20 protein-coding genes and 2 tRNA genes are annotated in these 23,534 nt (G+C 50.8%); 6 read left to right on the top strand and 16 right to left on the bottom strand.

What is annotated here, in order from left to right; genetic code table 11:
• Positions 1-11 precede the first annotated feature (11 nt).
• The 5 genes from fabD to EJE49_RS08415 all read right to left on the bottom strand — a co-directional run bounded on the left by fabD (position 12) and on the right by EJE49_RS08415 (position 3,656).
• Positions 12-941: an ACP S-malonyltransferase gene (gene fabD, locus EJE49_RS08435; protein ID WP_124950012.1), complete on the bottom strand. Its 930-nt coding sequence runs from the start codon at positions 939-941 to the stop codon at positions 12-14.
• An 11-nt stretch (positions 942-952) separates the two neighbouring features.
• Positions 953-1,912 (bottom strand): beta-ketoacyl-ACP synthase III, encoded by a 960-nt coding sequence (locus tag EJE49_RS08430; RefSeq protein ID WP_124950011.1) that lies wholly within the window; start codon positions 1,910-1,912, stop codon positions 953-955.
• Positions 1,913-2,935 (bottom strand): phosphate acyltransferase PlsX, encoded by a 1,023-nt coding sequence (plsX, locus tag EJE49_RS08425; RefSeq protein WP_124950010.1) that lies wholly within the window; start codon positions 2,933-2,935, stop codon positions 1,913-1,915.
• 82 nt (positions 2,936-3,017) lie between these two features.
• Positions 3,018-3,197 (bottom strand): 50S ribosomal protein L32, encoded by a 180-nt coding sequence (gene rpmF / locus EJE49_RS08420; protein WP_124950009.1) that lies wholly within the window; start codon positions 3,195-3,197, stop codon positions 3,018-3,020.
• 18 nt (positions 3,198-3,215) lie between these two features.
• The gene (locus EJE49_RS08415; RefSeq protein WP_189941785.1) at positions 3,216-3,656 is read right to left on the bottom strand and encodes a YceD family protein; all 441 of its coding nucleotides are present in this window, start codon (positions 3,654-3,656) and stop codon (positions 3,216-3,218) included.
• 108 nt (positions 3,657-3,764) lie between these two features.
• Here EJE49_RS08415 and EJE49_RS08410 point away from each other — a divergent pair, with 108 nt between their 5' ends.
• The 3 genes from EJE49_RS08410 to EJE49_RS08400 are packed head-to-tail and all read left to right on the top strand — an operon-like array spanning position 3,765 to position 7,661.
• Positions 3,765-5,183 (top strand): acetyl-CoA carboxylase biotin carboxylase subunit, encoded by a 1,419-nt coding sequence (locus tag EJE49_RS08410; protein ID WP_124950007.1) that lies wholly within the window; start codon positions 3,765-3,767, stop codon positions 5,181-5,183.
• Between the two features lie 28 nt (positions 5,184-5,211).
• A complete protein-coding gene (gene oadA / locus EJE49_RS08405) occupies positions 5,212-7,059 on the top strand; it encodes a sodium-extruding oxaloacetate decarboxylase subunit alpha (RefSeq protein ID WP_124950006.1) in 1,848 nt (615 codons plus the stop codon).
• A gap of 8 nt (positions 7,060-7,067) precedes the next feature.
• Positions 7,068-7,661, top strand: a complete 594-nt coding sequence (locus EJE49_RS08400) for a Maf family nucleotide pyrophosphatase (RefSeq protein ID WP_124950005.1) — start codon at positions 7,068-7,070, stop codon at positions 7,659-7,661.
• 74 nt (positions 7,662-7,735) lie between these two features.
• Here EJE49_RS08400 and EJE49_RS08395 read toward each other — a convergent pair whose 3' ends face one another.
• From EJE49_RS08395 to EJE49_RS08385, 3 genes are read right to left on the bottom strand one after another with little or no spacing between them, the layout of a single operon-like run.
• Entirely contained in the window at positions 7,736-9,637 is a 1,902-nt protein-coding gene (locus EJE49_RS08395) for an ATP-binding cassette domain-containing protein (RefSeq protein ID WP_124950004.1), read from the bottom strand.
• Between the two features lie 16 nt (positions 9,638-9,653).
• Complete coding sequence (gene rnhA / locus EJE49_RS08390; protein ID WP_189941783.1) at positions 9,654-10,112, bottom strand: ribonuclease HI; 459 nt, start codon at positions 10,110-10,112, stop codon at positions 9,654-9,656.
• On the bottom strand, positions 10,105-10,845 hold the full coding sequence (locus EJE49_RS08385; RefSeq protein WP_124950003.1) for a class I SAM-dependent methyltransferase: 741 nt from the start codon (positions 10,843-10,845) through the stop codon (positions 10,105-10,107). Before EJE49_RS08385 ends, rnhA begins: the two co-directional genes overlap by 8 nt.
• 15 nt (positions 10,846-10,860) lie before the next feature.
• Here EJE49_RS08385 and gloB point away from each other — a divergent pair, with 15 nt between their 5' ends.
• On the top strand, positions 10,861-11,643 hold the full coding sequence (gene gloB / locus EJE49_RS08380) for a hydroxyacylglutathione hydrolase (protein WP_124950002.1): 783 nt from the start codon (positions 10,861-10,863) through the stop codon (positions 11,641-11,643).
• 42 nt (positions 11,644-11,685) lie between these two features.
• The gene (locus EJE49_RS08375) at positions 11,686-13,422 is read left to right on the top strand and encodes a LysM peptidoglycan-binding domain-containing protein (protein WP_124950000.1); all 1,737 of its coding nucleotides are present in this window, start codon (positions 11,686-11,688) and stop codon (positions 13,420-13,422) included.
• 97 nt (positions 13,423-13,519) lie between these two features.
• On the opposite strand, the gene EJE49_RS08370 is transcribed toward EJE49_RS08375, so the two are convergent.
• Genes EJE49_RS08370 through EJE49_RS08355 form a run of 4 tightly spaced genes read right to left on the bottom strand, consistent with a single transcriptional unit; the run spans position 13,520 to position 20,038 of the window.
• The gene (locus tag EJE49_RS08370) at positions 13,520-15,514 is read right to left on the bottom strand and encodes an ABC transporter ATP-binding protein (RefSeq protein ID WP_124949998.1); all 1,995 of its coding nucleotides are present in this window, start codon (positions 15,512-15,514) and stop codon (positions 13,520-13,522) included.
• Positions 15,511-16,920: an ABC transporter permease gene (locus EJE49_RS08365; RefSeq protein WP_124949997.1), complete on the bottom strand. Its 1,410-nt coding sequence runs from the start codon at positions 16,918-16,920 to the stop codon at positions 15,511-15,513. Before EJE49_RS08365 ends, EJE49_RS08370 begins: the two co-directional genes overlap by 4 nt.
• Entirely contained in the window at positions 16,917-17,894 is a 978-nt protein-coding gene (locus tag EJE49_RS08360; RefSeq protein ID WP_124949995.1) for an ABC transporter permease, read from the bottom strand. Before EJE49_RS08360 ends, EJE49_RS08365 begins: the two co-directional genes overlap by 4 nt.
• Positions 17,891-20,038: an ABC transporter substrate-binding protein gene (locus tag EJE49_RS08355; RefSeq protein WP_124949993.1), complete on the bottom strand. Its 2,148-nt coding sequence runs from the start codon at positions 20,036-20,038 to the stop codon at positions 17,891-17,893. Before EJE49_RS08355 ends, EJE49_RS08360 begins: the two co-directional genes overlap by 4 nt.
• Before the next feature lie 77 nt (positions 20,039-20,115).
• Between EJE49_RS08355 and fabI the strand changes: the two genes are divergently transcribed.
• Positions 20,116-20,901, top strand: a complete 786-nt coding sequence (gene fabI / locus EJE49_RS08350; RefSeq protein ID WP_124949992.1) for an enoyl-ACP reductase FabI — start codon at positions 20,116-20,118, stop codon at positions 20,899-20,901.
• A 103-nt stretch (positions 20,902-21,004) separates the two neighbouring features.
• Here fabI and EJE49_RS08345 read toward each other — a convergent pair whose 3' ends face one another.
• The 4 genes from EJE49_RS08345 to EJE49_RS08330 form a co-directional block, all read right to left on the bottom strand.
• A complete protein-coding gene (locus EJE49_RS08345) occupies positions 21,005-22,915 on the bottom strand; it encodes a SurA N-terminal domain-containing protein (RefSeq protein ID WP_124949990.1) in 1,911 nt (636 codons plus the stop codon).
• Between the two features lie 59 nt (positions 22,916-22,974).
• Positions 22,975-23,051, bottom strand: a tRNA-Asp gene (locus EJE49_RS08340).
• Positions 23,052-23,068: 17 nt separating this feature from the next.
• Positions 23,069-23,144: transfer RNA gene (locus tag EJE49_RS08335), tRNA-Val, on the bottom strand.
• Between the two features lie 11 nt (positions 23,145-23,155).
• On the bottom strand, positions 23,156-23,428 hold the full coding sequence (locus EJE49_RS08330; protein ID WP_124949988.1) for an HU family DNA-binding protein: 273 nt from the start codon (positions 23,426-23,428) through the stop codon (positions 23,156-23,158).
• Positions 23,429-23,534 lie beyond the last annotated feature (106 nt).

The following is a 23,534-nucleotide window of genomic DNA, read 5'->3' as shown; positions in this document are numbered from 1 at the left end:
AAGCCTTCCTCCTAGCCAATCAAGGTTTTGAATTCGGTAATTGCATCCATGCTGACCAAAGCTGTTGCAGCGACACGCTCATCTATACGCTTGGTCAATCCTGCCAGCACCCTGCCTGGACCACACTCAGCCGCAAGTGTCACTCCATCGTTAGCCATCGCCTGTACAGTTTCCACCCAACGTACCGGACTGTAGAGTTGACGAGCCAAAGCATCCCGAATTTGATCCGGATTGCTGTATGTCATTACATCTGCATTATGCAGCACAGGGATTCGCGGAGCCTGAATCGCCACATCTGCCAGTGCTGCTGCCAACAGCTCAGCAGCCGGACGCATCAGCGCACAGTGTGATGGCACAGAAACCGGCAACGGCAATGCGCGCTTGGCGCCCTTTTCTTTTGCCAATACCATTCCACGCTCAACTGCATCTTTATGCCCTGCAATCACCACCTGCCCAGGCGAATTGAAATTCACCGCTTCTAAAACTTCGCCTTGAGCAGCTTCGGCGCAAACCGCACGCACTGTAGCATCATCCAAACCCAAAATTGCCGCCATTGCACCCACACCTTCGGCAACAGCTGACTGCATGGCATTGGCTCGCAATCGCACCAGCGGCAAAGCCGCTTCCAGCGTCAACGCGCCTGCTGCAACCAGTGCGCTATATTCACCCAGACTATGGCCAGCCATCACATCGGGTACACGACCACCTTGGGCCAACCATGCACGGTAAGTCGCCACGCCAGCCACCAGCATCAGCGGCTGGGTATTTACGGTCAAATTCAGCTGTTCAGCCGGGCCGTCAGTAACCAGCGCCCATAAATCCTGCCCCAGTATCGCTGAAGCCTCAACGAACGTATCACGCACCATGGGCAAAGCATCAAAACCTTGCATCATGCCAATTGACTGCGAACCCTGACCGGGAAATAAAAAAGCAAATTTCATTTATCTGAACCTCAAGCCCACTTTAATAATACAGAACCCCAGGTAAAACCGCCGCCGAACGCTTCCATCAGCACGACATCACCCTGCTTGATACGACCGTCACGCACGGCTGTGTCAAGCGCCAGCGGAATAGAGGCCGCCGAAGTATTAGCATGCTGATCTACCGTCACCACCACATTATCCATACTCATTCCCAGCTTTTTAGCAGTAGCCTGAATAATACGAATATTGGCCTGATGCGGAACCAGCCAGGTTACATCTGATTTTTGTAATCCATTAGCAATCAGCGTTTCGTCAACAATGGCATCCAGTGTTTTGACAGCCATTCTGAAAACGGCATTACCTTCCATTTTCATAACTGGCGCACCATCACTACCCGCAGACACGCCACCGTTAACGTGCAATAAATCACGATAGCGGCCATCGGCATGTAAATGCGTAGCGATTACACCAGGCTCTTCACTCGCGGTAAGAATAACTGCACCGGCGCCATCACCCCACAAAATACAGTTACTTCTGTCAGTCCAGTCGGTGATGCGCGATAAAGTCTCAGCACCGATCACCAGCGCACATTTAGCCTGGCCGGCACGAATAAAATTATCGGCTATAGACAAGGCGTAGACAAAGCCGCTGCAAACCGCCTGTACATCGAAGGCAGGGCAACCATTAGTGACGCCCAGTTTGTTTTGCAACAGACAAGCGGTGCTCGGGAACACCAGATCCGGTGTAGTCGTCGCTACGATTATCAGATCAATAGCATTAACGTCGATACCTGCCGCAGCAATGGCCTGACGTGCTGCAGCCGCCGCTAAATCACTGGTAGTTTCGTTATCAGCCGCCAGATGACGCTGACGAATTCCGGTACGCTCGACGATCCATTCATCACTGGTATCGATGCGTTCAGATAATTCCTGATTTGTTACGATGCGTTCCGGCAAATAACTGCCAGTCCCCTGGATTTTTGAAAACATTTAGGCAGCATCCTTTTGCAATATAGCCATTTTTTCGCTGATACGCTGCTGCACGTTATTGCGCACTTCACGTACGGCCTGTTCGATCGCATGCTCAAACGCAAACCGATCCGCACCGCCATGACTCTTCACCACAACACCGCGCAGACCCAATAACGTTGCCCCATTGTAACGGCGCGGATCCACGCGCTTTTTGAAAGCCCGCAATACCGGTAATGCAACAACGCCCGCTATTCTTGTAAAAATGTTACGTGTAAATTCCTCACGCAGCATCGTCGAAATCATTTTAGCCAGACCCTCAGAGGTCTTTAACGCCACATTACCCACAAAACCATCGCACACCACCACATCAGTAGTGCCCTTGTAGATATCATCACCTTCAATATTGCCATAAAAATTCAACCCACTCTGGCGCAATAAATCGGCGGCTTGCTTAACAATTTCATTGCCCTTGATTTCTTCTTCGCCGATATTCAGCAAACCCACGCTAGGCGCATCACGCTGATCCAATGCAGAAACCAGCATGGCGCCCATGATGCCGAACTGCAGCAAATGCTCAGGTGTACAATCCACGTTCGCGCCCAGATCAAGCACAAAGGTGCGGCCCTTGATAGTCGGAAGCTCGCTGGCAATCGCCGGACGCTCAATTCCCGGCAACATTTTCAGCACGAATCGCGCAGTCGCCATCAACGCACCGGTGTTACCCGCAGATATACAAGCACCAGCCTCGCCCGTTTTGACCAGATTGATCGCAACACGCATGGAGGAATCTTTTTTGTTGCGCATGGCAAGCGCAGGCGACTCATCCATGCCGACCACTTCAGTGGCATGATGAATGCGCAAACGGGGATCAGCTTTGACATGAAGTGCGCGAAGCTGGGCTTCAATCGCATCCTGCAAACCAACCAGCACAATATTAAGCGCGGGGTCACGCGCAAGGCATTTCAGCGCAGCAGGCACGGTTACAACCGGCCCGTGGTCGCCACCCATTGCATCAATTGCCACAGTTACATCTTTTGTCATTTTTAAATTCGTGCGCGATAAAAACAAAATGCCGCAAGAAATACTTCTTGCGGCTTACTCGGTCACGAAACGTGCACCGCGTTTATTCGCCTTTGGTAGCAACAACCTTACGACCACGGTAAAAACCGTTAGGGCTGATGTGATGACGCAAATGCACTTCGCCTGTGGTAGGCTCAATTGCCAACGGTGGGTTGGTCAGAAAATCGTGTGCACGATGCATACCGCGTTTAGACGGGGATTTTTTGTTCTGTTGAACAGCCATTTTACTACTCCAATCAAATTAATGTTGCCGTTTTAATGCCGCCAATACCGCAAATGGGTTTGGTCGCTCACTTTTCCCTTGCCCGGCCAAATCCGGACATCCATCGTTTGGGTGAACTGGCGATACTGGCAAAGCCAACAACACCTCTTCCTCCAACCAAGCCTGCCAATCGAATCGCTCGTCTGCCAACATCGCATCCGCCAATCCATCCGCCTCACGATCCCACGCATCTAATTCGCGCTCATCGTGAGCCAACCACACCAGACATTCCAGCTGCAAATGCCAAAGAAATGGTCGTGCACAACGCTGACACAATAATGACAAATCGCCATTTATTTTAAGTGATAAATAAGGACGGACATTAACTCCACCCGTCATTATATAACTTAAAGTACCGACGTCACTCATCGTGGCTTCCATCAACCGGGGTAATTCACCCACTGTGATGACACCATTCATTGTGCTTTTGTTCCGTGCAAAAGCGAGACTATCTATGACTGCCTGTTCCGACATAAGCCGCGCATGATATAATTTAATCATTGCATTGTCAAAAGAAGGCTTCGGCGCGTGATAAAGAAAATACTTATAGCCAATAGAGGTGAGATTGCCGTACGCATTGTACGTGCCTGCTCTGAACTCGGCATTACCTCAGTCGCAATTTATACTGATGCGGATCGCCATGCGCTCCACGTCAAAAAAGCTGATGAATCTTATAACATCGGCTCTGACCCAGTACAGGGTTATCTGAATGCGCATAATATAGTCAACCTGGCTGTTGCCAGTGGTTGCGATGCGCTTCATCCAGGATATGGCTTCCTGTCTGAGAACCCAACACTGGCCGAGATTTGTGCCCGTCGCGGCATCCAGTTCATTGGTCCTGATGCGGATGTCATCCGTATGATGGGCGATAAGATTGAAGCACGTAAAGCCATGATCAAAGCCGGCATCCCGGTTATCCCTGGCAGCGAACACAACCTGGAAAACGTAGAGGAAGCACGTCAACTTGCCAACGGCATCGGCTACCCGGTCATGCTTAAAGCAACTAATGGTGGTGGTGGACGCGGTATCCGTCGCTGTGATTCAGAAGCTGAACTGCTGAAAAACTACGATCGCGTAGTATCAGAGGCCGGCAAGGCTTTCGGAAAACCCGAAGTATTCCTGGAGAAATGCGTCGTACATCCAAAACACATTGAAGTTCAGGTGATGGCCGACAATTTCGGCAACACCATACATCTGTTTGAACGCGACTGCTCTATCCAGCGCCGCAATCAGAAATTAATAGAAATCGCACCATCGCCTCAACTCACTGAAGCGCAACGTCAGTATATTGGCAAACTCGCCGTCCAGGCATCTAAAGCGGTAGGTTATGTCAACGCCGGCACGGTTGAATTCCTGCTGGATGCTGACAATCAGTTCTATTTCATGGAAATGAATACCCGCCTGCAAGTGGAACACACGGTCACTGAAACCATTACCGGCGTCGATATCGTGCAAGAACAAATCCGCATTGCCAGTGGCTTGCCGTTACAGTACAAACAGGATGAAATTAAGCATAACGGTTTCGCCATGGAATTTCGCATCAACGCCGAAGATCCGAAGAATAACTTCTTGCCGAGCTTCGGGCGCATTACCCGATACTACGCACCAGGCGGCCCAGGTGTGCGTACAGACGCTGCGATGTACAGCGGCTATGTGATCCCGCCCTATTATGATTCCATGTGCGCAAAGCTCACTGTATGGAACCTGTCATGGGAAAGCGTCATAGAGCGCGGTCGCCGCGCTTTAAATGACATGACTGTGTTCGGAGTAAAAACCACGATCCCGTATTATCTTGAAATTCTGAGAAATGAAGAGTTCCGCAGTGGCCGTTTTAATACGTCATTCGTCGAATCTCACCCAGAACTGATAAACTACGACGTGGGACAGCCTCCAGAAATGTTAGCCGCCGCCATTGCCGCTGCCATTGCAGCACATAATGGATTGTAATTCGATTAAATTTTAGACTGTATCAATTATGCCAAAAGTATTTATAACTGACCTTGTCCTGCGTGACGGCCACCAATCTCTGATTGCAACCCGCATGCGTACCGAACACATGCTCCCTATCTGCGCCAAGCTCGACAATATCGGCTTCTGGTCGCTTGAAGCCTGGGGTGGCGCAACATTCGACGCGTGTGTACGTTTTCTTAAAGAAGATCCATGGGAACGTCTCGCCAAATTACGCAAGGCACTCCCGAACACGCCTATCCAGATGCTGTTGCGCGGCCAGAACCTGTTAGGTTATCGCCACTATGCTGATGACGTTGTTCGCGCATTTGTGCAGAAATCTGCCGACAATGGTGTCGATGTATTCCGTATCTTTGACGCAATGAATGATTTGCGCAATATGCGCGTTTCTGTCGAAGCGGTCAAAAAATCAGGCAAACACGCTCAGGGTGCGATTTCCTATACCACCAGCCCGGTTCACGACATACCGCACTTCGTCGAACTTGCAAAAGGACTGGCTGATCTGGGCTGTGACACCATTGCAATTAAAGACATGGCTGGCTTGCTTACACCCACCGTTGCTTATGACCTCGTCAAAGCCATACGTGAAGCAACCGGACTACCCGTACACAACCACAGCCATGCCACCTCAGGCCTGGCCAGCATGGTTCACCTCAAAGCAGTAGAAGCTGGCGCATCGATTATTGACACCTGCATCTCACCGTTCTCGGAAGGCGCCAGCCACCCTACCACTGAAAGCTTTGTGGCAGCGCTGGCAGGAACAGAATATGACACCGGCATCAACCTCGCCGATCTTGAAGAAATTGCTGCTTATTTCCGCGAAATACGCAAATTGTACTGGCAATATGAAAGCAATTTTACCGGCGTCGATCCACGCGTGTTGATTAGCCAGGTGCCGGGCGGCATGATTTCCAACCTGTCCAATCAGCTTAAAGAACAAGGCTCACTGGATCGCATGGATGAAGTCCTGGCAGAAATCCCTCGCGTACGTGAAGATTTAGGCTTCCCGCCGCTAGTGACCCCAACTTCACAAATCGTTGGCAGCCAGGCCGTAATCAACGTTTTGACTGGTGGCCGTTACAAGACCATCACCAACGAAGTCAAACTGTATATGCAAGGCCGCTATGGTCAGGCGCCAGGCACCATTAATCATACTGTGCGTGATCTGGCCATAGGCACTCAGGAAGTTATTACCTGTCGTCCGGCTGATTTGATTCCGGATGAGATGGATAAACTGCGTAGCGAAATTGAAGACGTTGCCAAAACAGAAGAAGATGTGCTGACCTATGCCATGTTCCCGGATCTGGGCCGCACCTTCCTGCAGGAACGTAATGCAGACAAGCTCACTCCGGAAGTGCTTTTGCCAATTGAAGCGAAAAATGCCAACTCTTCAACCCGCTTTGCGGCTGATGAATTCCGCATCACTTTGCACGGTGAAACCTATCACATTCGCCTGACTGGTACTGGACACGGCTCACAAACCGAACGTCCTTACTACGTTTCTGTGGATGGCGTGACCGAAGAAGTCTTTGTTGAAGCACTCAACGAAGTTGAGATCACTGCCGATGGCAGCTCAACCGGCAAAGCGAAGTCGACCAACAAGGTCAGCAGTAGCGGTCGCCCACGTCCTAGCCATGCCGGCCATGTCACCACTGCCATGCCGGGCAACATCGTAGATGTGCTTGTCATCACCGGGCAAAAAGTAAAAGCTGGTGATCCAGTTCTCGTTATCGAAGCCATGAAAATGGAAAATGAAATTCAGGCATCGATTTCCGGCACGATTATCAACCTGTTTGTCGTCAAGGGTGATTCCGTCACCCCCGATCAGGCATTGCTTGAAATTCAACCAGAGTAAAGCAACTGATGACGGCAGCTTCCAGAACACTTGTCCTCGCCTCTACTTCGCCCTATAGACGGGAGCTGTTAGCGAAATTACAAGTCGCCTTTGAAGTTGCCGCTCCTGAAGTTGATGAAACCCCGCTACCCGATGAAACACCCGATGCAGCGGCATTGCGATTATCCGCACTCAAAGCCAAAGCTGTCGCTGAACGCTTCCCCGATGCACTGATAATCGGCTCCGATCAGGTTGCCACCCTCAATGGGCAGCACATAGGCAAGCCCGGAAATCATGACAATGCAGTAGCGCAATTACGCCTGATGCGCGGCCAACAGATTGTGTTTCACACCGCGTTAAGCTTATACAACACCGCAACAGGAAATCTGCAGTCCGCTATCGTGCCGACAACAGTACAGATACGCCCATTAACCGACCTGCAAATCGAACATTACCTGCGCAAAGATCAGCCGTATAACTGTGCAGGCAGCGCCCGTTCTGAAGCATTAGGCATCGCCATCATGGAGAAAATGGAAGGCACCGACCCCAATGCATTAATCGGCTTGCCATTAATCGCCTTGACGCACATGCTGATGCAAGAAAACTGGGATGTATTACTGTAATCGAACTACACCACGCAGTTAAAACCAGCCAAACAAAGCTTCAGACACGCTGCTAACGTGCCCAATAGCTCAGATCAAGCGTTAGCCTTGGCTTCCAAGGCCTCCCAACGTGCCAGCATGTCATTCAACTGTGCGTTCAATCCAGTTAATTTGGTTTGCAACTCTGCTGCTTCATTTTTTTGGTTAGCATACAAATTAGGATCTGCCAAACAGGCTGTTATCCGCTCCTGTTCCAGCTCAAGCGCCTCTATTTTGGCTGGCAAAGCATCCAACTCCTGCTGATCCTTCCAGCTCAACTTGGCTTTACTCGGTGCAGGCTGAGTTGGCTCCAGTTTTGCTGGCGCTGACTTCTTCGGGGCATTAGCTGCATTCGTTTTAGGACGTTGCATCAGCCAGTCTTCATATCCACCGGCGTATTCACGCAACAGGCCATCGCCTTCAAAAGCAATCACCTGCGTCACTACGTTATCCAGGAAGGTACGGTCGTGCGAGACCAGCAATACCGTACCGGGATAGTCTTGCAGCAACTCTTCCAGCAATTCCAGTGTGTCGATATCCAGATCATTGGTAGGCTCGTCCAGCACCAGAATATTCGCTGGACGCGTAAACAAGCGCGCCAGCAATAGTCGGTTGCGCTCACCGCCTGACAGTGACTTTACTGGTGAGCGTGAACGTTCTGGTGCGAACAGGAAATCTTCAAGATAACTGATGACATGCTTGCGTTCGCCGCCGATTTCTACATAATCACCGCCCTGACTAATGGTGTAAGCCACGGTCTGTTCTTCATCCAGTTGTGTGCGGAACTGATCGAAATAGGCGACCGACAGCTTGGTACCCAGCTTCACTTCACCGCTATCCGGCTCGATTTCACCCAGTATCAATTTAATCAGCGTGGTTTTACCAATACCGTTAGGCCCAACCAGCCCCACTTTGTCACCGCGCTGAATGATGCCCGTGAAATCCTTGATCAATACACGACCGCCATAGGACTTGCTGACATTCTCCAGCTCAGCGACACGCTTACCTGATTTCTCGCCACTGTCGACATTCAGATTGACCTGACCGAGATGATTGCGACGCTCACTACGCGTGACGCGCAACTGTTCCAGACGACGGACGCGACCTTCATTACGAGTACGGCGTGCCTGCACACCCTTACGTATCCAGACTTCTTCCTGCGCCAGAAACTTGTCGAACTTGGCCTGCTCTACCGCCTCGATAGCTAATTGCTCAGCCTTGAGCCGTTGATATTCTGAAAAATTGCCTTCATAGCTACGCAGCTTGCCGCGATCCAACTCGATAATCTGTTGCGAAACGTTATCCAGAAAACGTCGATCATGGGTAATCACCACCACGCTGCCGGTATAGTTACGGATCAGCTCTTCCAGCCATTCAATCGACGACAAATCCAAGTGGTTGGTCGGCTCATCCAGCAATAGCAGATCCGGTTCAGCCACCAATGCACGCGCAAGAGCAACCCGTTTTTTCAAGCCGCCGGACAAAGTGCCAACCAATACATCTTCAGGCAAATTCAGCTTGGTCAGCGCAGTTTCCACTCGCGCCTGCAAGTTCCAGCCATCATGAGCTTCCAGAGCTGTCTGCAAGGTTTGCATCTGCGCCATCAGCGCATCAAAATCCGCATCCGGCTCGCCCATTTTATGGGTAACTTCATGGTAATCCAGCAGTAGCTGACTCACCTCGCCCAGGCCTTGGGCCACTGCTTCATAAACTGTATGTTCAGGGTCCAGCACCGGCTCCTGCGGCACGTAGCCTAATTTGATACCCGGCTGACGCCACACCACCCCGTCATCAGGTGGGAACTCTCCGGCCAGCACTTTCAACAAACTGGACTTCCCTGCACCATTGCGGCCAATCAGACCTATATGTACACCCGGCTCTATCACCCAGCTAGTGCGATCCAGCAACGCAAAGTGACCAAAAGCCAATGAAGCATTTTCTATCGTTAATAACGGCATAAAGACAATCTAAAAATTAATAATTAATACTGTTAAGGTGTTCAGCGACACCCAAATTCGCCAATTCATCAGCGCGTTCATTGCCAGGATGGCCATTATGACCCTTGACCCAGAACCATTGCACATCGTGCTCGCCAGCCAAAGCATCCAGCCGCTGCCACAAATCAACATTCTTCACCGGCGCATTACCACTGGTTCGCCACCCGCGTTTCTTCCAGTTAGGCAACCATTCCGTGATCCCTTTTAAAACATATTGCGAATCCGCATGCAGCAATACACGACTGCGCCCCTTGAGGCTTTGCAACGCAGCGATTACAGCCATCAATTCCATACGATTATTTGTCGTAGCTGCCTCACCACCATAAATTTCTTTACGATGAACACCACTCACCAATAACGCACCCCAACCACCAACACCCGGGTTACCTTTACAGGCGCCATCAGTAAAAATCTCAATCTCAGGCAAATCACTCATCACAACATTTACTTCCATTCTGTAGGCTACGCGTTGCCGGACTCAATGCCCTGGCTAACTTTGCCTGGCTCTGCCAACGTGGTGTAATCAGACGCATTCCATGCACACGTTTGACCGCATGAATAAAATACACCCCACCACCCATCCCCCACCAGCGATCACCTGCTGATTCCATAAATTCGAAATATTGCATCATGCCGGCATTGGCCAGAGGCGGCGCATAACAGCACATACGCCCGCTGACCACATCGCAACCCAGCAACGACAACCAGTCCTTTAATCGACTGAGGTTAACAAAATCGCCACGCCACGGATATTCCCCGCCCTTATGCTTGTACCAGCGGTGCACGCCCCATAAACTACGAGGATTGAAACCGCTAATCAACAAACTGCCCTCTGCAATAAGCACTCGCTCGGCTTCACGCAAAATCTGGTGCGGATAAGATGAGAACTCAAGCAGATGCGGCAACACCAGCAAATCAACAGATTGGTTAGCAAACGGTAACTGGGTTGGTTCGGCCAGCACATCGTCTGTGCCACTGTCAGCAACACGAAAACGATGGGGAATTCGACTGTTACGCAACATATCCCAATAAGGCAACCCGACTTGCAGGGCATTAAACCCAAACAAATCCGCTACTGCCTGGTCAAAATAGGCTTGCTCACGGGCTTGCAGATATTGGCCTAATGGACTTGCCAGCCAGTCGGAAAATGATGTGTAACGAGTTGTCATGTTATCATACTAGCGATGGATACCGATTTACACATTACCCCAATTGCCGCATTCAGCGACAATTATATATGGGTTATTCATAATCAACGTCATGCTGCTGTCATTGACCCTGGCGATGCGAATGCTGTCTTCGAATTCCTGCGGCAGCACAAACTAACCCTCATCGCTATTTTAAACACCCACCACCATCATGACCATACTGGCGGCAATGCCGCTTTGGTTCACGCCTTTAATGTGCCGGTCTATGGACCTGCCCGTGAAACTATCCCGCATCTGACGCAGCCACTCGTGGAAGGGAACACTGTACGCCTAGCTGGGCTTAATCTCAGCCTGCAGGTGCTTGATGTCCCAGGACACACAGCTGGACACATCGCCTATCACGCCACAGACATGCTCTTCAGCGGTGACACGCTGTTTGGCTGCGGTTGCGGTCGACTGTCTGAAGGCACTCCGGCACAAATGCTGGCATCACTTACTAAATTGGGACAACTGCCCATAAATACAAGCGTCTATTGCGCTCACGAATACACGCTCGGCAATATTGCTTTTGCACTGCGTCTGGAGCCGGACAATGCAGTACTGCAAGCACGCGCCGAAACAGACCGCAGCAAGATTAACGCCGGCCTGCCGACCCTGCCATCGACCATCGCCATGGAATTGGCCACCAATCCTTTTCTGCGCTGTCATTTGGCCAGCATCAGGCTTGCTGTCGAGAAAATCACTGGCAAGCCTGCAAACAACACAGTCGACATCTTCAGCACCATGCGCACCCTGAAGAACGACTTCCGCCCTTCCTAGCGCAGCCTTGCCCGAGCATGTCGATTCGGGTATCATGCCACCATGATTAAATTACCAAATCTGCAAAAATTATCAAATAAATTCAAGCAACTCCTGCTTTGTCTCGGCTTGCTTTCACCACTCACGGGCCTCGCAGACACAACTGGCATCAAACTGACAGCAACACCTAACACCACCTATATCAGCAACATTCCAGGAAGCAACACACCGCCCAATCCAGACAACAGCCAAGTTGACACCTCCGATTTATGGGACCGGATCCGCATGGGCTTCGGCATGGATATCCTGAATACGCCGCTGGTAGAAACACATGTTAACTGGTACGCGCAACGCCCGGACTATGTGCGCCGTACCGTAGAACGTAGCCGTCGCTATCTTTATCATATCCTGGGTGAAGTTGAGAAACGCGGCATGCCTACCGAGATCGCGTTACTGCCCATGGTAGAAAGCGCATTTAACCCCATGGCATACTCAACCAGCCATGCATCAGGCATATGGCAATTCATTCCGTCCACAGGCAAGGATTTCGGACTGAAGCAGAATGGCTGGTACGATGGACGACGCGACATTGTTGCCGCAACAGATGCCGCACTGGATTACCTGACCAAGCTGCATAATCAATTTGGCACATGGGAACTCGCATTAGCCGCCTACAACTGCGGCGAAGGCTGCGTAGCACGGGCGATAGCCAAGAATCAGGCACAAGGCCTGCCTACTGATTATTTAAGTCTGAACCTGCCTACCGAAACCAGACATTACGTACCCAAACTGCTGGCCGTCAAACAAATCATCGCCGATCCAGCCAGTGTCGGACTTAATCTTGACCGCATTCCTGACCAGGCCTATTTCACCACGGTTACATTAAATAAGCCCATTGATGTTAGCCTGGCAGCAAAATTGGCAAACATGCCAGTTAATGAATTTGTATCGCTCAATCCCGCATACAACAAACCCGTAGTAAGGTCAGACACGCCTGCACAGTTATTGTTGCCTGTTGATAAAGTCGATACCTTTTCCAACAACCTGCAAAACTATGACCGACCGCTGGTTACCTGGCAGGTTTATGCCGCCAAAATTGGGGAACGGGCTAGCACCATAGCCAAAAAATTCAATGTCACAGTGGCCTGGCTGAAAGAGCACAATCCCATACAACTGTCTCACAAAGGCAAACTGACCAGCGACCATGCGCTGATGGTTCCTCTGAAAGGCAACACAGATACGACATCAACTGTTATTAGTCAGACACAACCAGCCACAACCAATAAAATCGCACTGGCAGACAATACAACAACCAAAGCCGTGGTAAAAGACGTGTCCACCAAAGATACGCTCGACAAACCGGCAAAGCGTGAACAGACTTCTCAGGCGAAGATCCCTGACGAAATTACAGTCAATCAAGGTGATACCTTATACAGTCTGGCTCGACGTTATGAAATAGCACCTCACGATTTAGCGCAATGGAATAACATCCAACCAAATCAACTGAAACTCGGCCAGAAACTTACTCTCAAAGCACCCGATGAGCGTCAAGATACAAGTAATAAATCAAGCACTAAACACGGACGTGATGAAAAGCCAGCTAAAATCACAGCGACCAATGCCGAAACGAAGCACGCTAAACAGGATAAACCCAAATCATATACCGTCAAAAAAGGCGACACCTTGTCCAGCATCGCCCAGAAGCATGATATAGCAGTGGACGATATCCAGCGCTGGAACAAGCTCAAACATCATACTACGCTCAAGCCAGGCACTAAATTAGTGCTCAAAGCGGGATAAACATCCCGTTCGATCTGTAGTCGAGATATCCGGCAGATACGGTCGTTAACGAAAGCAACTAAACAGCCAGCAAAACTCCGGTTTATCACACGCAGAGTCAGGTGACTATCGTGTGCGCCTGCTCGACAGCATGGCATCGCACCTGATGGGTATTACCCAGATGCGTTACACCCGGATAATACTCAGCGCAAACAGGCATTGCTAGCGGGCATCGCGGATGAAAATGACAACCCTGAGGCGGATAGGCAGCCGAAGCTATATCATTGTTAATCGGACGACCATCAACAGGCCGTACCATACCAGGCACAGCGGCCAGTAAGGCTTGCGTGTAAGGATGACGTGGCTGCGTCATGATTTCCATGCTGCTACCCGTCTCCACAATGCGTCCCATATACATAACGGCAATACGTTGCGCCAGATAATCAGCCACTGGCAAATTATGCGTAATAAACAGCAAACTCAGATTAAATTCCGCCTGCAGGTCTTTGAGCAGATTGATAATCTGCGCCTGCACCGATACATCCAGAGCGCTGGTTGGCTCATCGCAAACGATCAGCTTTGGCCGCACCGCCAGTGCACGAGCAATCGCAATGCGTTGCCGCTGACCACCCGAAAACTCATGCGGATAACGCTGCAATGCGTTTACAGGTAGCCCCACCTGGTCCATCAATTTTACCAGAATATGCTGACGGCGCACCGCATCCCGTTCTACATCCAGCGCCACCATGCCCTCCTCCAGCAAATCCATTACACGCAGATGCGGATTCAGCGAAGAAAACGGATCCTGAAAGATCATTTGTACGTGCGCACGCTGCTCATGCAACTGACGCTTGTTAAGAGAACCAAGGTCCACTCCATCCAGCACAACCTGCCCCCCGGTAACCGCCTGCAACTGCACAATGGCTTTCCCAACCGTGGTTTTACCGCAGCCAGATTCACCCACTAAGGCCAAGGTTTCACCTTTGTGTACTAGCAAATCAACCCCATCCACTGCCTTGACTACAGTATGCCTGTTTGCCCAGAAACTGGCATGTAACGGGAAGTGCACTTTAAGATCGCTTACTGTTAACAGAACCTCCTCGGAAACCGGCCTGATCTGCCCGCTAGCCGATGCGCTAACAGCCACAGGTGCAGTATGCGTCTCCAGCAGATGGCAACGGGCCGCGTGCCCGTCCGCCAGCTGTGTCCATACCGGCGATTGTTCACGACAGCGGCTGAATGCCGACTCACAGCGATCCGCAAAGCGACAGCCGACAAACTCCGTATCCAGTGGCGGCACATTGCCAGCTATATTGGCCAGACGCGCCTCCCGCTGCACACCATTAGGCAAAGCCGCAAACAATTTCTGACTATAAGGATGCTGCGCATGGGCAAAAAAAGCAGCGCGCGGTGCGATTTCCACCAGTTCACCGGCATACATGACGCCCACCTGATCTGCCATTTCGGCAACCACCCCCAGATCGTGAGTAATCAGTAGCATCCCCATGCCGCGCTGCTGCTGGATACGGCGCAACAACGCCAGCACCTGGGCCTGTATGGTCACATCCAGTGCGGTGGTCGGCTCGTCGGCGATGAGCAGTGACGGATTGCCTGCCAGTGTCATCGCAATCATTACCCGCTGTTTCATGCCTCCGGAAAGCTGGAACGGATACTCACCGAGGCGTCGCGTGGCATCCGGCAACCCGACTGCCTGCAGCAATGCTGCTGCTTCGTCCCGCGCACCACGCTTATGCATACGCCGGTGTCGGCCGAGCGTTTCACCTATCTGTTCACCTATGGTCAGTACCGGATTCAGACTGGTCATCGGCTCCTGGAAGATCATGCCGATTTCGCCGCCACGCACATCGCGCATGGCTGACTCAGGCAACATCAGCAAATCACGACCGTTAAACTCGACTTCCCCGGACTGAATGCGAGCCACTTCCGGCAACAGGCGCATAATTGACAGCGCGGTCATGGACTTGCCACAGCCCGACTCACCTAGCAATGCAAAGGTCTGCTGGCGATTCACAGTAAAACTCACGCCATCCACCACGCGCAATTTACCCAGGCGGGTATATAACTGCTCAACCCGCAATAACGATTCGCTCATCGCTGCCTCCCATGCGGATCGAACGCATCGCGCACACTATCGGCAAACAGATTTGCCGCCAGAACCAGTGCAAACATCAGGCTGAATGCAGCAACCAATGGCCACCACACCACCGGATCACGCGCCATTTCCAGCCTGGCGGCATTAATCATATTGCCCCAGCTCTGCATGGCCGGATCAACACCCACTCCAAGATAGGACAACACAGCTTCGGCTAGCACCAGGCCGGAAAAATCCATTACCACACTGATTAATACCAGGTGATAAAGATTAGGCAAGATATGCCTAACCATCAGCCGCCAGTCAGATACCCCGAATGCCCGTGCCGCCTGCACATAGTCAAGTTCGCGCAATTTCAGCGTTTCACCCCGCAACAACCGGCATAAACCGGTCCAACTGGTAACACCTAAAATCACGCACAGAAACAGCAGCCGGAAATCAGTGCGCGCTGCTGCACTATCAAACATGGCCGGATGGGTTTCGATATACACCTGCATCATCAACACAGCCGCTGCTATCAGCAATACGCCGGGAATCGCATTCAATGTGGTGTACACATACTGAATCACATCATCTATCCAGCCGCCGAAATAACCCGCACTAATCCCTAACAGCACGGCAAATGGCAGCATAATCAAAGTAGTCAAGGTACCGATCAGCAAACCGGTACGTATGCTTTTCAGACTGCCATACAGTACATCCTGACCGATCTTGTCGGTACCAAACACATGGTAGGCAGCAGCCAATTGGACCAGCACAGCTGTCGTTACGCTCAGCAGCATTATGGTGAGCAGTGCCGTACGCCAGGGTAAACGATTTTCGACAGACAGCAGTTGCTGCCTAAGCACACGCCAGCCGCACTTGCGACGCAGCATCAGTATCCATGCACCCAACCCACCCAGCAGCGTAGTGATCAATAGACCAATGACACTACCGAGCAGCAATCTGTGCCGCACATCAGCCTGACTCTCTTGCCGGGGATGCTGCAGTTGCGCACCGCCAAACTGCAGCCGTGGATAGTCACGGACAACCGTGCCATTGGTCAGCGTCATGCTTTCCTTGACGTAAAGCTGCGTAGCTAACGGTGCTGAATAGGTCTTTTCATTATGCTCACGCAATGGCAACAGCAGAGTATCGAGCACGCTGAGAACCTCAACACTGTATTGTGCTTCGTGCCCAGCCTGCGCCGGCAGCTCTGGGCGATAATGCAACGAATCCAGCAAGGCAATCGCCACGAACACCAGCAACACCAACCCGGTCGCCATTGCCATCGGCATTTGCCACAACCGTTGCCAGGCCTCATAGAGCTGCCCTTGCGGATGTTTCCGCATGAGTACAAGCGTAATCACGGCTACCAGCAAGAACACCAACGCGTCCGTCCATAACACCACCGGCTGCCAGCTCATGACAGCCTCACCCGGGGGTCAGCCCAGCTATAGGCGATATCGGTCAACCACAGCCCCAGAATGTATAAAGCAGAGCCGATAAACACCATAGCCCTGACTATCGCGAAATCCTGTGCCTGAATCGCATCGATGATATAAGACCCCAGACCAGGAATGCCAAAGAATGACTCGGTCAGCAAACTGCCCATGAACAGCAGCGGCAACACCACCACAGCGCCAGTAAGTATCGGGATCATGCCGTTTTGCAGCACATGGCGGAACAGCACACGCCACTCAGATAAGCCTTTGGCACGTGCTGTACGCACATAATCCTTGCTCATTTCCTCCAGGAAAATACTGCGGTACCAGCGCGTACCGCTGCCCATCCCGGCAATGATAGAAACCAGCACTGGCAACATGACAAAACGCCAGCTATCCAGCCCCGGAGCGAATCCGGAAATCGGCAGCAGGTGCCAGAGCTTGGCCAGAAAATATTGGCCGGCAATGATATAAAACAAACCTGAGATGGACATCAACACCACGGCAGCCACTACTCCCAGCCTATCCAGATAAGTCGCACGGAAAAACACCATCAGCAGTGCAAAGCTGACATTCACCATTAAGCCCAACACAAACACCGGCAGGGCAATTGCCATACTGGGACCGGCTCTAGTCTTAATCTCATGGGCAATATCACGGCCATCATCCGAGGCGCCGAAATCCAGTACGAACATACGGATAGACTTATCAAAGAATATGGTGTCGGTCAGCTTCGCCGGACCACTGGCAGGCTGGTTATAAAATAAGGGCCTGTCATAGCCATGTTCGGTTTTCCAATGACTGATTGCCTGTTCTGTCACATGCTTGCTGCCTAGATGCATGCGCGCCATATCATCCGGCGTATTAACCACAAAAAACAACAGAAAGGTCAGCACATTGACCCCGAGCAAGATAGGTACCGCGTAGAGCAAACGTCGGAGCAGATAAGCTATCATTTAGCCAGACTCCGCTCACGCTGCCGCCACGCCCATATGGCCGGCAACAGCAAAGCCACAACCAGCGCCAACAACGCAAAGACAGGCCACAGTACCGGCTGATTCCATTTATCACGGAGCTGCTGGCGCAATGTCGGATCAATTTTCCGGTATTTCAATGTGTTATTCGCAATGACATTAGGTTTGGTGGGTGAAACCCATGCCTGACGCAAACTGAATGCCTTGGGGAAGAAACCAAATATCCAGGGCGAATCTTCCTGCACTATCCCAACCATATGGCGAATAATCGCCAAGCGTTCGGGCGTATTGTCCAGATATTTCATACGATCAAACAGCGCATCAAACTGGGGATTCTGATAATTGGCAGCGTTCTCCCCGTTCTTACCAACTTTCATATTCGGTCCATACAATAAAAACAGGAAATTTTCCGGATCAGGATAGTCCGCGTTCCAGCCCCACTCAAATATCTGCGCATTACCGCGTCGCATCTTGTCCTGAAAGCGATTGTAATCCGTGCTGCGCACCACCAGCTGGATGTTTAATTTGGCGAACTGCTTCACCATCCAGTCCAGTCGGGACTTGGCATCCGGTCCGGTTGCAGCCGTATCGAAATACAACACCAATGGTGCACCCGTTTTTGCATCGCGCCCGTTGGGGTAGCCAGCTTCAGCCAGTAAATGCAACGCATCACTGACAGGACGGCGCTCAACGCGACCATTCACCAAATGATATACCACGGGATTAAACCCTGCCGTACTGCCATCGTAGCCAAAGATACCGGGGGGTATCGGTCCTTGAGCAGGTATGCCGCGACCATTCACAAATATCGAGATAAACTCTTCGTAATCGACTGCAATAGAAATCGCTTGCCGCAATTTACGCGCGCGTTCGGATAATCCGCCAACCACGCCGTCTTGCATATTAAAACCCATATAACGATTGGATGCAGTGACAGCCGTCACTAACGCCATTCCCTGCTGGCGCATGGCATCGGTCAATTGCGGTTCACCTTGTGCATTGATCTGCACAGCCTGATCAAAACTATCCGAACTGATCCCTGACAGGTCGTAATAGCCTTGCAAGAATTTGTTCCAATACGGGATACTTTCCTTCTCCAGGCTGAACACCATCGTATCTATGAACGGCAACGGCTTGCCAGCATCGCGCAACAGACCGGCTGCGGCATCCCCTGGCTCACCCGAAGTGGGATAAGTCTCACCATGGTAGGCGGGATTACGTGTAAGTACCATTTGCCGATTAGGGTCATTTACGCTGAGTTGATAGGGGCCCGTGCCAACAGGATGCCAGTCCAGCGTGAAATTGCGCTCGGCCATACCCGCTTGGTGGTAAAACTGATCAACTTCAGGCGGAACAGGGGAAAAGAACGGCATCGCCAGCCAGTACAAGAACTGTGGATATTTGCCATTGAGTTTAATGCGGTAAGTATAACGATCAACCACTTCTGCCCCGGCCAGCGGATAGCGCGACAAGTCCAGATAGGCATGCTCTGGCAAGTGCCGGGTTTGTGCAGCGAGGGTGTCTGCATAGGTTTTAAGTCCGACAATATACTCGGCCATCAAACCCAGAATCGGTGAGTTGATCTGCGGTGATGCCAGACGTTTAATTTCGTAGACATAATCAGCAGCTATCAACTCTCGTGTACCAAGCTGCTTAAAATCCTGCCAATCACGGATATGCGCCAGCTCATCAGGGCGTAAATGCCCATAGCGCAATTGGCCGTTTTTATCCCGCGCAAAAGCAGGATGAGGTTGATAATAGATGCCGGGACGTACATGCAGTTCATACACAGTCTGAGCAATGCTGGCCGGTGCAGCGTCATGCGGCAGCACATGCCCTGCCACATCCAGATAGGTCACACTGGGCATGGCTGACAGTGTTTGCGGAATTAACGTGTAGGGCCGTTTCAGATAGTGATACTGCAGCGGCGGCTCATAAATCTGCGATATGATCTCGGTTTCATTACTGCTATACGATTGTGCCGGATCAAGGTGCTTGGGACGCTCCTCGAACGAGGAATACATGATGTTCGCGCTACGCTCACGCGCTGGATAAGGGTCGTTCCAGACATGCTGATCACATCCTCCCAATAGCACCAATATGACAAATATCCAGATCCGATTCATGAATGCGAGTTTAACCTAGTCCTCGGACTATGGGTATAATAGCTTAGCTTTTTACTGCAGATAGACAAGGATAAAACATGGGATTCCTCCAAGACAAACGCATACTCATTACAGGCCTGATCAGTGATCGTTCTATCGCTTACGGCATCGCTCAGGCATGTCGTCGCGAAGGCGCAACCCTGGCCTTTACCTATCAGGGTGAAAAAATCAAGGATCGTGTTGCCGCCCTGGCCAAAGAGTTTGATAGTGACATCGTATTACCATGTGATGTCGCCAGCGATGACGAAATAAACCAGCTATTCGCTGATCTGGGTAAAGAATGGGATAGCCTCGATGGTATCGTGCACGCGATTGCATTCGTACCTAAAGTTGCACTGACGGGTGATTATCTCGATGCCGTTACCCGCGAGTATTTCCAGATAGCGCATGACATCAGCTCCTACAGCTTTGCTGCACTTGCCAAAGCCGGTTTGCCGATGATGCAGGGTCGTAACGCTGCCATGCTGACATTGTCCTATCTTGGTTCGATACGCTCCGTACCAAGTTATAACGTCATGGGCTTAGCCAAAGCCAGCCTGGAATCCAATGTGTACTACATGGCGCAAAGTCTGGGACCCAAAGGCATTCGCGTCAATGCTGTTTCCGCAGGCCCAATCAAAACTTTGGCAGCAAGTGGTATCGGCGGCTTCAGTAAAATATTAAACCATGTGGAAAAACATTCACCGTTACGTCGTAACGTCACGATTCAAGAAGTCGGCAATACCTCCGCATTTTTGCTCTCAGACCTGGCAAGCGGTATTACCGGCGAAATCACCTATGTGGATGCTGGCTTCAATACCACGGTAGGCGCCAGTTTCGACTGATTCCATGAACGCAAACGTATTATGTGACTAATAAAAAAGCCCCAAACCTTGGTTTGGGGCTTTTTTATAACCAGCACAACTGGCGTAAATCATTAACTGCAAATTACTGGGCAGTTTTTTCTATAGCCGCAGCTTTAATATCAATCTTGGCAACACGACTCAAGCCTGCCAGATAGTCTGAAAAGGCCTGTTGAGCAACAATATTTGCCAATTGACCTTGCATAGCTTTCAACTTCATCGCATCAGGAGCCGGTGTCGGCATGACACGAGTAACACGCACCAACTGGTATCCACCATCCGCATCCGCCGCGCCAATATAACCTGGCATCAACTTCTCGTCTGCAGCAAATATACCTTCCACTAGGGCAGCGGGCACACTCTCGGCATGACTGCGACTCACTAACTGAAAGCCACCCCAATGAAGATCGCCGGGCTCTTTACCTGCCTTTAATTGCGCCAGCATAGCTTCGCCATGCTGTTTTGCCAAGGCACGCGCCTGTTGCTGTGTTAATAACAACTCTATCGCTGCACTGACGGTCGCAAGCCCTTGCACACTGGCAGGTTTGTATTCAGCCAAACGCGCTGAGACCAAGGTGTTCGGTGCGACTTCCACTGCTTCGCTATTCCGCTTGTTCTTTAACACATCGTCCGAAAACATTGCTTGCAGCATCTTAGGTGAATTCAGCACCCCGGCATTAGCGCCACCCTTACGGGCTATCCAGTCAGAAGTAACCAGCTTAATCCCCAGCGCCGCAGCAGTAGATTTTAGTTCGGTAGATTGCTCATACACCTGATTGCTGAAACGCTCAGCCGCATCTGCGAAGAGTTTACCGGCCTGCTGCTTTTGCAACTCAATTTTAATCTCTGCCTTAACGGAATCGAAACTGCGTGCCTGCGCGGGTTTGACACCGGTCAATTGAATGATATGGTAACCAAAGTCAGTAGCAACAGGAGCACTAATTTCGCCCTGCTTCATACTAAAAACGGTATCTGCAAAGGGTTTAACCATTGCATTACGCGGAAACCATCCCAAATCGCCACCTTGAGCAGCCGAACCCGGATCAGCCGAATTTTGCTTTGCCAGTTCAGCAAAGCTAGCAGGTGAAGCACTTACCTGCTTGAATATCTGCTCCGCTTTCGCCTTGGCTTCAGCCCGCTTAGCGGCATCATCCGCAGGTGTCACCGCAATCAGTATATGACGTGCCTGACGTTGTTCAGGTTCGCTGTATTTAGCGAGATTTTGGTCGTAGTATTGCTTAATAGCGGCATCATCCACAGCGATTTGCTGCGCCATGTTATCCAATGATAATACTGCATATTCGAACCTGGCTTGTGCAGGAACACTGTATTCAGCCTGATGCGCATCATAGTATGTTTTGATCTGCGCCGGGGTGATCTTTACCTGGGGCAGGAATGCAGATGCACTAATTTTAAATGAACTGATTTCACGCTGCTGATCAAATGCGGCAGAAAACAGTTTAGCAACACTTGCCGGCATAAATGCAGATTGCGAAAATGCAACACGCATATCATTCAGCAGCAACTCCTGACGTACACGACGCTCAAACTCGCCAACTGTCATCCCCTGCTGGCGCAGCAATTGCTCATAACGTGTATTGGAAAATTGACCGTTTTCCTGAAATGCAGGTATTTCGCCGATAAATTTTGCCAATTTGGCGTCACTGACCACCATCCCCACTTTATGGGCAGACCCGACCAATAGCTGCTGCTTGATCAAATCATCCAGTATGGATTGGCGAATTTTAGGATCATCCAGCACCGCAGGATCAAAACTCGCCCCCATGGATGCAGATAATTCTGCCCGTTGATCTTTAAGCGCACGGTCAAACGCCTGGCGGCTGATTTTGTCACCATTGACTGTTGCTACCGTAGTGTCACCACCACGATTATTAAAATATGAATCAATTCCAAATAACGCAAAGGGAATGGTAATTAACGCTAAAATAACTTTAGCCAACCAACCATGGGTACGCTCACGAATCGAATCTAGCATTGGTAGTCACACTAAAAAATTTACGAAAAAAAAGGCGAACCTAGGTTCGCCTTTCGTGTTGGCGGAGTGGACGGGACTCGAACCCGCGACCCCCGGCGTGACAGGCCGGTATTCTAACCAACTGAACTACCACTCCAAAAACAATATGAAACTTGGTGGGTGCTGAGGGGTTCGAACCCCCGACAATCGCCTTGTAAGGGCGGTGCTCTACCAGCTGAGCTAAGCACCCAGGAAAGACGACTAGTTTACAGCATCTTTCAATGTTTTACCAGCACGAAATTTAGGAACTTTCGCAGCTTTGATTTTGATGGCTTTACCAGTTTGGGGATTACGACCATCGCGCTCTGCACGATCGCCTACGTAGAAAGAACCAAAACCAACTAAAGTAACCATTTCACCATTTTTCAATGATGCTGTAACAGCAGCAACAGTTGCATCTAACGCACGACCAGCAGCAGCTTTGGAAATATCAGCTGATTCTGCGATAGCATCAATCAATTCAGATTTGTTCACGTGTATCCCCTTCTGTTAAGTTATTACAGGAAAATCCTGCAACCAGCTTTATAACAAGCCGCAAAACCTTGTGTCAAGCGGCTTGTAGCGATTTTACCGATAAATT

It is taken from the genome of Sulfuriferula thiophila, from assembly GCF_003864975.1.
GTDB lineage: Bacteria > Pseudomonadota > Gammaproteobacteria > Burkholderiales > Sulfuriferulaceae > Sulfuriferula > Sulfuriferula thiophila.
Note: the sequence above shows the minus strand (reverse complement) of the source record. Positions and strands in the feature narration are given on the sequence as shown.